Source organism: Treponema primitia ZAS-1 (assembly GCF_000297095.1).
Lineage (GTDB): Bacteria > Spirochaetota > Spirochaetia > Treponematales > Breznakiellaceae > Termitinema > Termitinema primitia_A.
Window position 1 is genome coordinate 1 of the sequence record NZ_AEEA01000075.1, and the last position, 15,881, is coordinate 15,881.

A 15,881-nucleotide genomic window follows, 5' to 3' on the forward strand; every position below is an offset into this window, starting at 1 on the left:
ACGGTGGTTGATGTGGCGGGCAACTCGTCCCACTCCACCGCGGTAACCCGGGTTATTTACCTGGACACCAGGGCGCCGACGGTTACGGTAACTAACCCCCCCAGCACTGACGCTCCCGCAGGTCCAAGGGCATTCTTCATCACTCCGGCTATCAATATCACCGGTACCGCCGCCGACGCCGCCCCCGGGTCGGTGGTCAATATCCTTTATTTTGATGGCGTAGATGACGCTACCCCCCCTGCTGACAGCGACTCAGGGTGGCTATCGGGACTAGCTAACGGTGTTACCGGTACCAATGGCTGGCAGATTGTCACGGATCTGACGGGCGCCGTTGAAGGAAACCGGCGTATATGGATTAAGGCCCAAGACCAGATGGGACACCGGAACGCGAACCTAACCTATTCCAACAGCGCCGCCAGCGGTACGCTAAGCGCTGCCTCCTTCCCCTATGCCTACGATAAGAGCGTGCCTACCTTGACGGAAATCTCCATCACCGAGGATCCCCAGCTCGTACCAGGTATTTTCGACTTACATGGAAAAGTCGGCGATTCCAATGCCCTGCGGTCCCTCATTATAACCCAGACCAAGGACGACGACAGCGCAGGTGATTTTACCAGAACCATTACATTGATTTACGACGGGGGAACTCCGGACCCCAATTTGAAAAAATTAGGTGAGTCCGATTATTCCGGCGCTTACATTGCATCTGCACCCTCCTGGCTGGCCAATACAAACTGGAGTACGGATTATAAATTTACCAGCCCCGCAGGAATGTTCAGTACCCTTCCCAAGCTTCCCCTTGACAAGGATGGAAACCATGTCGAAGATACGGTCCCAAACAAAAGCGGCGCCTATCACTACACCATTACTGCTATCGATATAACGGGTAAGAAAACTATCGTTACGAAGAACGTAATAATTGACATCGACCCGCCCACCATTGCATTGGTCGGTAACAGGCCCGATAACGCCTGGTACCCCGGTGATGCCACAATCAACGGCAGCGCTGCGGATACCCCGGCAAGCGGCGGCGTGGATTCGGTTTATTACTGGATTGGCTCCCTGGCAACTCCGGCGCCGACCCACGCCGCGAAAAGCGATCTGATAAACCTGACGCCCACCGAACACTGGCGCAAAGCATCCGGCTCCACAGGCTGGTCCGTTTACAATATAACCACGGTCCCGGATTCAAGCCCCGCAGCATTATTTGCTGAGGGGGAATACCACCTCTACGTTATTGCGGCGGATAAAGCCGGCAATCTGAGCGGTGCCCTGGAATACAAGTTTAGAATAGACAGAAACGCCCCTACGGTGTTGGAAAAAGGCGCCATTTTGACTCCCAACCAGAAGGCCAATTTTGATCTGGTCCTGGACATAGCAGAGTCCTACAAGCTCGATAGAATTGAGATAAAACAGACCTTTACTCCCCAAGGTCTCACAACCTCCCAAGCTATCACCGTTATAAAAGAAGATATGCGCGGCAAATCCGGCGCAGAGTTAGCAACGTTAGCGCCGTTATTAACGGCAAACACTTATCAACTGACCAACCTCCCCTGGGATAGTTCGGGAGCTTCCATCACCTTAAATACTACCACCGGAGCCGATGACGGAACCTATGAGTACGAGATCACGGTTTATGATCTATCCTCGGTAGTCGGAACGCCGGATATAAACCTGCCCACACACAAGGCGGTCTTTACCAAGACGATAAGCGTCGACACCCAGGCGCCGGAGCTTACCGTCAATTCTCCCCACGGCTCTCCATCGCAGCCGGCCTACTTCTCTTCCAGCAAACTGTATATTGCCGGTGACGCCACCGATGCGCACCCCGGACCTGTTTATTTCTGGGATGGACCTGAATTATCAAGCCCCGGCGCCACGCCCACCACTATTGCGGAGGCGGAAACGGCCATAGGAACGTTGAGCAGCGGTTGGCATAAAGCCACCGGTACTTCCCCTTCCTGGGTTATTAATTACACCATTCCTGACACTGACCTGCAGGGAAGCAGGTATGTACGGATAATTGCCTTTGATACCCTCGGCCATAAGAATACCGGGATTACCTATACCAGCGAAAATGGCACTCCTACATCCACAAGTTTTGATTTCCCCTACGCCATAGACTTTTCTGATCCCCAGTTGTCGGAACTTACGGGGAACGATTTTAACCGGAAACCGGTGGCCGCAAGCTTCCATTTGAACGGATATGTGGGGGACGCCAATGGGGTACGCACCATTACGATTACCCAAGAATTGCAGGGCAGCTCCGATGACGCGTATAACTTTACCTACGAACTGTTTAACAGCTGGAACGACACAACCGAAGAAATGCTCTCAGGCGGCGCCTACCTCAATGGACTAAACCATGCATGGAAAACGGATACGAAATTTAATGTGAATCCCGCCACCACTACGTCTACCGGTTTCAGTCTTCCCATAAAGAAAACCGGGAGCGCCACCTATGTCCATGCGGACGGTGTCAGCGGCGACTTTGATTATACTATCAGGGCCACCGATAGATTCGGCAGAACAACCACACTGACACGCCGGGTACAGGTGGATGTGGATCCCCCGGAAATATACTTCCCCGCTCCCGGAAGCCCCAATGCCAATAAGCCGGAGGATAGCTGGTTTAATACCACCACCAATATCCGGGGTGAAAGCGGTAATGACCTTACCGGTATAAACTCGGTCTACTACTGGTACGGCGAGGGAACCCTCCCCGGAGGAACCTATACCCCGCCGACTCCGCCGACAGATATTGCTGCCGACTGGTCTTCCGCTTCGGGGACCTCCCCCTGGAGTGTGCCCCTGGATATATCCGAAAACAGCTTTACAGAGGGGTACTATACCCTGTTCGTAATTGCGGTGGACGGCGCCGGTAATATAGGCGGTAAAAAGACCCCTATTCCCGACAGTGCCCCCCCTGCCTTTACCTATCCCCCTCTAACCTACAATTTCCGGGTGGACAAGGCAAAGCCCACCATAACCGAAACTTTGGTGGATCAAACGGTAGATGTGGTTTACACCGCCACCCCTACGAGCAACAAGAGCCCCCTGCGGAAAGCGGCCTTCGACCTTAGCCTGGCCTTGTTTGACAGCCACGGCCTGGCGCGATTGGATATTAAGCAAACCAAGGACGGCAATACCGACGATCCCCTGAGCCTAGATTTCTCCATTCCCCTGTCCGGAACCACAGTGACCCGGGTATTAGGCGCCCTCCCCTGGACAGCGCTTGATGAGAGCTCTGGGGCTATTCCCCTGGATGGCGTATACGAGTATGTATTTACCATATGGGACGCAACGATTTCCGACGGCGATCCTTTGATGCATAAATCAGAAACAATAACCCGGAAAATCACCGTGGATAACACCAAGCCTTCAGTGGCGCATATCTCCACGCCGGGGGAATTATATCAAACCATGAACGCCGCCTTGGAAATCCGGGGAAACGCCACCGATCCCTCGCCGGGAACCATACGGCGGGTGCTCTATTGGACCGGGCTTGCCACCACTACGGCAAACGCAAGTGATGTGCCGGCCTATACCCCTACCGATCCCGTGTATGATCCCGAGGATGATGACTATGCCACCCGGCCATGGAAGGAAGTTGACTATAGTACTTCCGGCTGGAGTAAAGAGATTTCCCTGGGGAACGATGAAGGGCAGCGGGTTGTAGCCGTCATTGCAGAGGATAAGCACGGAAATGTTAGTGACCTAAAACTTTATAATTACCCAAGCAACACCAATAATGTCAGCGTCCGTTTCTTCTATAAAGACGACGGGGCGCCCCGCTTTGACGTAACCCTTCCGGATACCAGATCCAGGGTCGACAGAAACCCCCAATTCCCCATGGAAGGGTATATCCAGGACAGTAATGCGGTTGACAAAATCGTTTTAGTCCAAAAGAAAATGAACGGCCCCCTGGTGGAGGAAACTCTTACATTTATCCTCAACCTTAACACGGCGGATCCCTACAAAAAACAAGCCCAATATTGGCGTTTTGCAGGCCTGCCCTACACCATCGGCACCTTCACCCAGTCTGCTATCACCGGCAATATCGGTACTGGGGCAACTGAGGCCGATGCACAAAGTAACCGTATAATCGGCACGGGAACGCCCTATACGGGCAGCGGCGCCTTCGACTATACCATCACCGCCTACGATGTTTCCGGCAGAACGGTACTTGAACAACGGAGTGTTACTATTGATGTAACCGCGCCGACAGCGGCCATATCGGTTTTCCCCGCCAACCCGGCGCCTGATACATGGTTTAGCCAAACCCAGCTTATCCGGGGAACCGCCGTGGATACCGGTTCGCCCCAGTCCGGTGTGGCAAACGTCTACTATGCCATCACCGCTCCGCTCGCCGCCACACCGGCGTTCGACTTTACCGGTACGGATTGGAAGCCCGCCACCGCCGTGTCCGGGTGGGCAAACTGGAATATTACCCTGCAGATTGACGAAAACGCCGGCAGTTTAGATGAAGGGCAGTATCAGCTCCACGTTATTGCCGTGGACGGCGCCGGAAACAGAGGCGGCTCTACGGCGAACAACGCAGTTACGTACCTCTTCAATGTTGATAAGTCAAACCCAACGATTAGCGAAATCACCATCGGCGCCGATGTCTTTAAGCTGGCAACACAGTTTAATCTGGGCGGCCCCTATGCCGACACCTACCAGATTGACAGCATAAAGATAACCCAGACTTCTTTGATTGCCGGAACAACGATAACCAAGACCCTCAAGGCCTATGAAGATTCCTCCACGTTCAACACCCTCGCCTATGAGCAAATCGGTTCCACCTGGAACTTAAAGGCCCTCCCCCGGAATCCCAGCCTGGACAATACGGCTATTAAAACCCCCGCAGACTGGGCCATAGTGGACGGTGTCTATACCTATGCCATCACCGCCAAGGATAAGGCGGGTAAGGAAACTACGGTTACCCGCATCATTTCTGTGGACAGCTCTGCCCCAACGGTTACGGTAAGCGGCCCCGCGGTGGTGGCCTCTGAAAGCTGGACCGGAGACGCCACTATAACGGTAACCGGAACAGCCACGGATGCCGCCCCCGGTCAGGTAGCGGATGTCTACTACTGGCTGGCGGATGCAAGCGTTACGGTAACAGATCTGAACAGCGTCCTTAACGCAGACGGCAGCTTTACCGGTTCCACTACCTGGGAGAAAGCCCAGCTCATATCGGGAACCAGCAACTGGAGCACCGTCGTCCCCTACACCCTGCCCCTGGAGGGCAAACAAAAACTGGTGGTCTATGCCCGGGACAGCGCAAACCACTTTAGCACGGGCGTAACCAAGACCTTCTGGGTTGACCAGACCGATCCTACCCTGACGGTCACCGCAAAAACTGCGGACACCCCCTTCGCCACCATTACCGGTCCCACGGCAAAAGCGGTTAAGCTCTCCGGCACGGCTTGGGATACCAACGGTATCCAGTCAATAAGCATAGTCCAGCGGAAGGCGGGGATAACCACTCCCCTTGAAGTACCGGTATTCACCACCACTACGTTCTCCGGTCCAGGGGATGGCAAGAGCGAAGCCAACGCCAAAACCTGGAACATGGATTCTGCGGAAAATCTCCCCCGCCAATACGGATCACCAACTGCGTATGATGCGAATGACGGCACCTATACCTATTACATCACCCTAACCGACAATGCCGGGCGGACCAAAACGAATATTCTGGAAATAAACGTTGACAAGACCGCTCCCATTGGTAACGGATCCGGAAACACTATTACGGTCTCTTATCCCACAAATCCCATAGTTGGCGATGTGGGAACCTGGGTGCGCGGGGCCACGGTGTCTGTCGCGGGACAAGCCGCGGACGCCATGCCCGCCGACCCAACCGGAACAATTACCCCATCGGGAATTGAAAAGGTAATTTACTGGGCAAGTATAAACGGCGCCTCTGACCTTCCAGTGGGCCTCCTGGACCAAGCCGGTATCAATGGCTGGAAAACCGCCGGCAACTACAATGCGGCTACCACCGAGTGGTCCGCCACCCTGGTCCTCGCCGACTTCGGCCTTGGCGACGGGGTGAACAAACTCTGGGTGCGCGCCTACGACAAAGCCGGGAACCTAAGCAATGCCTTTACCCGCACCTTTGGTGTGGATCAGGCAAACCCGGCGCTTACCGAAATCAGTGTTGACACCGACACTTCAAGCGCAGCCGAAGTGGCCTATATCAGGACCCAGAACTTTACCCTGAGCGGCAAGGCTGTGGAAACCAACATAGACAAGATTGTCATAACCCAGCAGGTGCGTTTGTCCGACGGGACCCTGGTGGACAGCCCCATAACCATAGCGACAATTGACAAAGCCGACATGTCCGGGCTGGGGTCCGCCGACAACCCCCGCGTATGGGCTCTGGCAACACCTGTCAACCAACTACCCAGGAAATATGGGTCCAGCAGTAATCCTGCCACGCCGATTACAGACTTTAGCAATATTGACGTAACCTTTATCTACAAGATTACCGCCTGGGACTTAATGGGCAATGCAAGCCCCGAAATAACCCGGCTGGTAACCATTGACAAATCGGGCCCCTTGGTTGCAATTCTCCACCCAACACCGAATGCCAGCTACCAGGGGACATCCATACAGATTGACGGCAACGTCGCCGACGGTACCAGGGTGGATCAGGTGCGGTATATCATAGAACCCGCCGCCACCACCCTGGAAATGCTGAAATTACGGTCGGATTATCCCGCAACCCACTTAACGGGATGGACCGCCGTGGAGGCGAATAAACTTGTGGGCACCCAATGGTCGGCATTCATCGACTTTAGCGCCCTGCTCATTACGGAAGGGGATCTGCGGCTTTGGGTCATAGCCAGCGACGGCACCAACTGGGGCGGCAGCGCGGAAACAGCCGGCGACCCGGTAAGCGCAGCCTTTACCCTGGACCAGGCTCCTCCGCAAATCGGAACCATTACCTACACCGGTACCAGTACCGTATCCAGAAACATCTATGCCCAGGCCGGCTTCTCCTTTGCATTCGACGCCTGGGACAGCAATAAGCTGCCGGACGAAAAACTCACCGCCTCGGTGTCAATAACCCGCAGCGGAACCACGCTTCCCCTTGGCGCAGCCCAGGGCGTAACCATCTCCAATGGCGGCGCCAGCCCGGATACGGTCCACGTTGTGGTTGACCAGACCGGCTCCTATGTTCTGTCCGAAGGAACCTACACCTATGTGATCACCGTTACGGACAAAGCCGGAAAGACCACCGTGACAGAAACCACCGTGATAGTTGACACCACGGCCCCTGAACTGAGCATCACCAGTATTATTCCTGTGGTGGAAAAAACCAGCGGAACCGTCACAACAGAATATGTAAACGGTCTTTTCTGGTTCAATGTCTCCTCCTCGGATGACAACGGCATTTATCCCTACCACGCAACGGATGCCATACTCGGTTCACCCCAGGGCGGCGTTAAGTACTACTTCGTTCCCGCAAATACGGGTGGGCACCCCATAGCGAATCCCTTTGCGGACACCTCGAACGGAACCGTACTGCAGCCCGGCCCCTACCGGGGTGTGGTTAACACCGCCGATGTAACCAGTACGATACCCTATACCCTCTGGATATACGCAAGGGACCGGGCGGGACGCATTTCCTCCCTCTCCCGGAACCTTACGATAGATCAGATCACGGATTATCCGGTGGTGAATATTCCCGCCATGGCGGGGTACAACGCCTCCACCAATATCTTTACCCTAAACCCGGGAGACGCCGGTTACCCCCTGGTTGGAATCGTCTCCGATGACGACAATGTGGACGGGACGAAACTTAAGGTCTACCGCACGGCGGTAAATCCTCCTGCTACTGTGCCGGATGGCGACTGGATTGAACTTACTGCCGGCACCGGCCTTACGGAACTGACACAGGTTGCCGGTTCCGACAAGGAATGGCGCTTTACCTATGTGGTTCCAAAATCCCTTACGGACGGAACCTACAAGCTCCGGGTAGTGGTTGAAGATAAGAGTAAGAACTATCCCTACACAAACAACCAGATTCCCAATAATACCGCTGACCAAATGGGGATTATTTCCGAGCCGGCCGCTATAGTGATGAACCCGGTCTACACCTTTAACGTGGACGCCGTAAAACCGGTAATAACGGTGACTAATATTGAGGAAACCTATAAGACCACCCAGGCCATTACCGGAACGGTAAAGGAAGCCACCCTCAGAGCTTTCCGGGTTACCATAGACGGCAGCAGAGTTGTCAGCGCCTTTAATACAAGCGGCGCCATGGTTACTGACGGTGAACTCGTACTAAGCGGCCCAGGCGAAACAAAAACCTGGGCCCTGAACATGGCTTCCACGGCGTTCAACCTCCTGAATGACGGGCCCCACAGCCTCCTTTGGACCGCAGAAGACGCGGTGGGTAACACGGAAACCCTGGGAAGGACCTTCTACAAGGATTCCTCCGGCCCGGATATCATCGTCACATCCCTCAACGAAGACCAGAATTACATCATCGACAGCAGAGGTATAACTAATGGCGCACCTTTCTGGTACAACCCCAAGACCGGCGTTAGCACGGAGAATGATCTTAAGGCGGTGGCGGATGTTATTACCGACGGCACACCAAAACTAACGGGTACCTTCTTCGACGAGTATTCCACCGTGTTCTTACCCAGTACTACCCCCCACGAAAACCAAAAGTTCTGGTACCGTTTCGACTATGCCGGTTTCTCCACCGATGACACCCCTGCTAGCTGGAAAGAAGCCACCGGCGAAACCTTCCTGGTTGGGTTTAACGATTTGACGGGCGCCGAAAAATCCGTACGCTGGCAGATCCCTTTAAGCAGTACCGATCCTACTTCTCCAAGTTACGGCCTACTCCAGGGCTATCACCATGTGGACATCAAAGTGCTGGACCGCTGGGGCACTAACAACGGCATGAAGTATCAAGCCCCCGGCGATAGCGAGCCTAACGTCTACGATTTTGAGCGGATAGCCTTCCGCCTGGACAGTCTTCCCCCGGAAATAACCCTTACGGCGAAGGACGGCTTTAATAAAGCAATTGCCGATGGGGACACCTTCGGGAATCTTTCTAATCCCGACGATGTGGTGTTTAAGCTTCTGGCCAAGGTAACCGATGTTACCCTTAGCTCAGTTAAGGCCGACATCAGGGTGGGCAACACCATCCTTAAGAAGCTGGGCGGCACTCCAACAGACAGCACGTATACCACCAGCCTGGGAACAATGGGCACTGAAATAATCGACAACAATACTGTAAAGAATCTTACTATCAATGTGTCCTTTACCCAGGCGGATATGAATACCCTCGTTAACGCCGCATCGGGATTAGGCTCCAACGTCTTTACCATTGTTATCACCGCCACGGACGGGGCGCCCAGGGAACAGAAACTGGAAGTCCGGTTCAAGACCGATAGCACACCGGCAAGGATCACCACCAGCAACCTGGTTACCAACAGAGCCGCAGCGCCTGCAAATTATCCTACAGTCATAATTGATGCGCAGCCCACCATTCAGGGGAACATTTCCGATGATTCCGGCATAGGGGTGGCCAGGTACAAGATCGACAAGTGGGACTACTCCCTCGAACAGTACACCTCCGCACTGGAAGGGGTCTGGACCAACCTGTCCGCATCATCGGACTTCGCTAACAACTTTATCACCATGGAAGCCTTTACTATCAATTTAAGAAACGCCGGAACTCCTGCCGCCTCTCTCTTCGACGGCAAGTACCGGATCTCCTTCAACCTTAGGGACAAGGCGTCTCCGGATCCAAATGTGAGCAGCAAAATCAATATCGTCGAGTCTCCTACCTCTTATCCTGGGGATGACATCGCCAACATAGAATTCTTCATCGATGGCGCTCCCCCGGCGCTGGATACGGCGAACTTTAAATCGCCGCCCTTCTACAGCGGTACGGAAGTAACTGAAAGCAGTATCGATTACATGGCGGTCTATCTCAAGGCTACGGACGATAACACCATTACCGGAATCCGGGCAAGAATGGAAACCGATTCCTCGGGGACATATCCCCTTACAGCCGCCCCGTATACCGATATGTCCATGCCGGGTGTTACCCACCGGCTCCTCATCCCAAAGACACAGTATGCGCAAGGTCTCCATACCCTTACCATAGAAGCAAAGGATGGCGCCGGCAGGACTATGACCATAACCAGGGACTTCACCTTGGACATAACGAAGCCCATGCTGCAGATTATCGAGCCGATGCCGGTTGCTCCTGATCCCCTTGCTGAGATAACATCCCAGGCGACTATCCGCGGTATAACCGTGGATAACAATTCGGTGAGCAAGCTGTACTACCTCTTCGGAAGAACCGAAGTTACCGCCGGTACCCTTGCTCCAGCAAGTTTCCCCGCCAATACCACAGCTGAAATAGACGGCAAGATCTGGCGGGAATTTAACGCCGGTATTGACAAGGATGGTAACACCATTGCTGCGGCTGCTTACATCACCGATTCTGAAATAACAACCAACCTGGATAAAGCCCAGGGCGCGGGCAGTTTATACAACTGGACCATCAAGCTTCCCAACTCTGTGGATCTTACCACGGACCTGGACGCATACGGTATCGGAAGATATGTTTCCCTTTACAATTACAGCACATTCCTCTGCGAACTGCCCATCAGATTTATGATGATTGACTCAGCGGGCAACATAGAGTATGTCAACTATTCGGTTATCGTGAATCCCAAGGGAGACCAACCCATGGTGATCATTGCTTCACCAAACCCGGTTAATTCTGCGGCTCAAAATGAAGTGGGCGGTGTAATCACCGTGGTCGGCGCCGCCAAGGACAATGACTGGATACACCGGGTGGTGTTCAGGGTTATTAACGGGGACGAGCCCGACACGGGTTCCACCCATGAGCTGCCCATATACACCGATACCGGCTGGACGACGGACCTGGTTACAAATACTAACTATACCGCCGCCCCCTATAACGACAACAGGAATGGTTGGTATCAGGCAACCATCGTTGGTACGCCGGGGTCCACCACCCAATGGAGCATTAATCTTAACAACAACGGCCAGCTCAACGCTCCAAGCGGCGGTTCCAGGGTGGTTACCATCCAAGTCCTGGCCTACGACACCCCAACGGCTAACCACAATGTGGCTCAAACCATGGGGGAAATTGCCAGAGTCAAGGTTACTTTTGTAGACGGATTGCCCTTTGTGGTCGATAACAGCGTGATCATTACCCCGGAGCAAAAAAATGGGACGCCCTTTGCGCTTGACGATCCTTCCGTCACTAATAAGAAAGTGGGGGGTACCATTAACATTACAGCCCATATTCGGGACGATAATGGTTTGAAGGAGTTAACCTGGCACGGGGAAGACACCACCGCCTGGTCTTCGAACATTCTGCAACGCAGTCCTGCAGGCGGGACGCTAATATATGCGAAGCCCCTTAATGTGACCGCAGCCGAAACTCTCATTGCAGGTACCTATTATATGTACGTAGAAGGTGATCCGCGGACAAGTACCCCCTTCCTGGGCAGTAATCCGCCTGCGGGTTTAACGTATGCAGCTCCAGCCCTCAACCATGATGGTACCCCCTTTACCGGCAGCGGAAAGGCCTACTTAGACTACGAAGTATCCCTTACCCTGGATTCCACAACCCTTCTGAACAAGAACGGGGAGCAATACTTAAACCGGGCCGGAACCTATACCCTCTCGCTCTTGGCAACCGATCATACGGACTTTAAGATGCCCGCAAGTTGGAGCCTCCAGATCGACAACTTCTTCCCCCTGGGAACCTATACCGGTAACGGTGTAGCCGCAGGCGCCAGCTATCAACTCCAGGGCCTTGCCTGGGATACCGGCGCAGGCGTCACCGTCCAGGGTATAAAGAAAGTCGTAGCCTGGTTTAGCCGGGGCAACACCTACATCCCCCTGAACGAAAGGGATACCGGCGCTGCATTCGTGCCGGCCACCGGCAAAATCACGGTAGCCCAAAAGCGCAACGATGCTAATAAGGATCGTCCGGCGAGTACCCAGCCCGATCCCTGGATCTTTACTGATATCAACAATGGACCATCCACGATACAATTCCCGAATCTGACCTACACCAGGGAGTACCTTGATAACGGAACACCAAACCCGGATTACTTCGGCAACAATGCCAGCAACAAAAAATTCATTTCCGGTATCGAGATTGACAAAAATGAACCCACCACGGATACCGATCACGATGGATTCCTGGAAGGCCTGGCCGATGCGGGGATGAATTACCAATGGTACGCCCGTATCGACACCACCCAATTCTTCGACGGCCTGTTGACGGTGCACTACCTGGTGTACGACCAGGCGGGGAACGCCAGCTATTACAGCAATACGATTTTCATAAGCAACAATCCACCTACGGTCACCAGTGTTGATATCGGCACCGATGTCCTGGGGGTGGGAAACACCACCGACACCAGGGGCCACAGAACGGTGAGCGCCAACTACGAGAACACCAACATAACCGTGCGGAACAGGCAGGTAAGCTTTAAGTTCAATATTACCGGCGATTTAGGCGCCAGACCCTTCCACTACCGCTTCGGTTATGTGGGCAGCCGTACTAGCAAATCGGCAAGCGCATTGGATATCGGAGAAATCTACTCCATAACACAGGTAGGGACCGTAAACTGGGAAGCAGTAGGAGCGCCGGAAGGATACGGGGAGGGCACCACCTTTATGGCCACGGATAAAACCGACTTTGGTACAGGCTCCGCCGACTTGCTTACCATAATTAATCTAAAGGCTAACAACATCATCTCCAACGACCTCAGCGACCATGTGGTTACCTATACGTATAGCGGTACGGATTTTAATACCATACCTGATGCTGCGGATAACACGGCCTGGTTCGTTCTCAGGGTGTACAATTCTTTGAAGATACCAATGATACCCGACTTGGGTGCAGAGGCGGATGGCGGCTATACACAACAAGGTCCAAGCGGCACCGATGTGTATGATGCCGCAGGGGACTTCACCATCTGGGATCAGCCCTACGATGTGGTCCGTATCGGGCTCAACGTGGCTAACAGCGATACGGTTATACCGCAGGTCAAACTCTGGGACCTCAACCCCTACGGGGAAACCGCAGGGGTCAACGGGCTTGATGGCATTAATGCGGCAAGCGGAACGGCAGCGCAGCCCCCCAGCTCAGTAAACTTAAACGAGGGCCCCAACAGTCCCAACCTGCTCAAAGGCGGCCTCTACAACCCAAGGAACCACAACCGGATCATTGAGCGTTCAGGCCACATTGAACCCCGGTTTGCTGCGTCACAGAACAGCTACTTCATCGAGGGTAATACCGGCAGCGCCCAATTCAGCAAGGACACCTTGAGCGGGAAAATAATCCTCCGGGGCTTTGCCTACGACAACCAACGCCTTGGCGGGGTGTTCATCAAGATCGGCGATAACACCGAATTCCAAATCCTCCAATCCGATGATGTCGGCTCGAACTCCACCCGTGGTTTACTGGTCCCGGCAAGCGGCCAGACGGCAAACGCCTGGGTATACAACCAGATCGATCTTTCCGGGCACATGGCCGAATGGGCCTATGTCTGGGATACCAACGCACTGCCCGTCAACGCGAGCAGTCAGCCAATCGTAGTGGCGGACAACATCACCGTCCAGGTACGGGTCACCGACAAGCAGAGCACCCCGAACTGGAGCAGCGTAAGACGGCACCCCAATACCACCGGCAGCGAAACTCTGGGTACCAACGATGGGCGTAACCGTTTGGTTAAACGGAACGCCGATGGGTGGCGCCTCGACCTTGCGGATGACCTGGGGTACAACCGTATCACCGTAACCCTGGCGCCCTACATCAACACCCTCCTGCGGGATCGGAATTCGTTCCGGTCACGGCAGGGGTGGTATGCCTTTAGCCGGGGCGAAAGAGTGGTTGCCCAGGGCTGGAATATTAAGAACCCCAGTGGAAGCACCACAGTAACCTTCCCCAATGACACTACCACAACACCAGCCACGGTATCGAATCAATCATCCACCGCTATTACCTTTACGGTACCCAACGATGCTATCAGCGGCGACATCAAACTGACCGCCAACAGCGTCCAGACGGTGAACGACCGGAACATAAACGCTAACCCCTGGAATAAGGAGGATTACAACCTCAGCATAGTCGGCAACGATCTTTGGATAGACGACCGGGCCGCCCATATCTGGCGATCCGACGCCAGCCAAAGCGGCAGCGACCGCGGTTACTTCTCCGGAAGCGAGGGGGGGACGGATGTCGCCATGACCATGAACCCCGCAAACGGGATCCTCTGGGGTTCATGGGCGGATGGTGACACCCAAGGGGTCTACATGAACACCAACGATTCAAATACCCGCATCCAGATTCTGGCTAATGATGGCGGCGGCGACATGGATAACACGGATATCTATTTTGGGTATCCCCAGCGGAGTTCCTCGAGCAACAATACCAGACCTACCATGTTCTACCATAATTCCCGTTCCTGGTCGGGGGACTGGAACCAAACCCACGCGGGTGGACTTAAGGGCTATGATCCCGCCGGAGGAAGCAATTTTGACGCTACCCTAAGGGGCGGCGGCGAGTCTCATCAATACAATGCCGAGCTAGCCTATCATGATAAGATACTCCGTCAGTTTAAAAACCCAAGGGTAGTATACCGGGGCGATAACATCCATGTGAGTTACTATGACACCGATACAAAGTCCATGAAGTACGTCTACTTCAAATCCGGCTGGTCAATAACGTCAGGTAACTACAATAGCCCGGCAACCGCGAGTGGTAGTGGTACTGGTACTCGCGACGGTTATAACTCCAACGGTATCAGGCTACAAGCCCGACATTGGATAAACCTTGACGGCACCACTGACGCTGAAGATATCGGACCTGTTACCACCGGGCTAAATTATGACCGAGTCAGAGCCGGCGCCGTAGGCGGCACAGGCTACACCTTCCCCCGTTCAAGTGCGGCGGGACAATGGAGTTCCATAGAGCTCCAAAGCGGGGGGCAGCCGGTTATCGCCTATTACGACAGTGAAGCGGAGCGTCTGCGTATCGCCTATGCCTCTACGGACGTTAACCCCCTTAAGGAAACCTGGAAAGTCCAGTGGGCCATGCCGGACACCGATCCCAACTACTCCGGAGCAGGGGAATACGTCAGCATGCAGATCGATCAATCGAACAACGATGCGCACATAGCCTTCTTCAGGGGCAATTCAAATCAATTGATCTACCTTAAATTGCAGTGGGAAAACGGAGTCTATGTCCCCTACGGCAACAGTCTCATCGTGGATGAATCAAGCGCCAACGGCCGCTGGGTGGACCTTACCCTGGACAAGAACAACCGGCCCTGGATATCCTACCTGGATAACACCAGGACAAACAACTTCGACGGGGTTAAGATGGCCTATTACGATCCCACCAAGTACCCAACGGTAACCTACGATATTAACGGTGTACTTAAAACAGGTTGGGAAACCATGAATGTTCCCGCCCAGTATAAGATCGGAGACGGCCGTACCAGCATCGAAGTCTGGCCCCATCGGTATACCACGGGCACCCCGGCTACCAAGCCCTGGGCCGCGAGCATAGCGTATACAAATGAAGACAGTTTCCGGATTGCCTACTACCTGAAGCCGAAGAACTAAAGAACGGTAACGAAAAGAGCCCCCCGGATTTTTCCGTGGGGGCTCTTCTTTTAGTGGCAGCTATCAGACACATCGAACCTTTGGTTCGCCGCCAAATATCGTTTATGTACCTATAACTTTAGAGGATAGTTTAGCTTCAAGTTCCTCGGCCCGGTATCCTTGTTTTAAGAGTTCCAGAACCTCATTTAAAGTTTCCTCCCGGCCTTCCATCCGGG

At 54.0% G+C, this 15,881-nt stretch carries 1 protein-coding gene; it reads left to right on the forward strand.

Annotated features, from left to right (window positions below; all coding sequences use genetic code 11):
- The first annotated feature begins 12 nt into the window (after positions 1-12).
- A complete protein-coding gene (locus TPRIMZ1_RS19015) occupies positions 13-15,666 on the forward strand; it encodes a hypothetical protein (RefSeq protein WP_232616828.1) in 15,654 nt (5,217 codons plus the stop codon).
- Positions 15,667-15,881 lie beyond the last annotated feature (215 nt).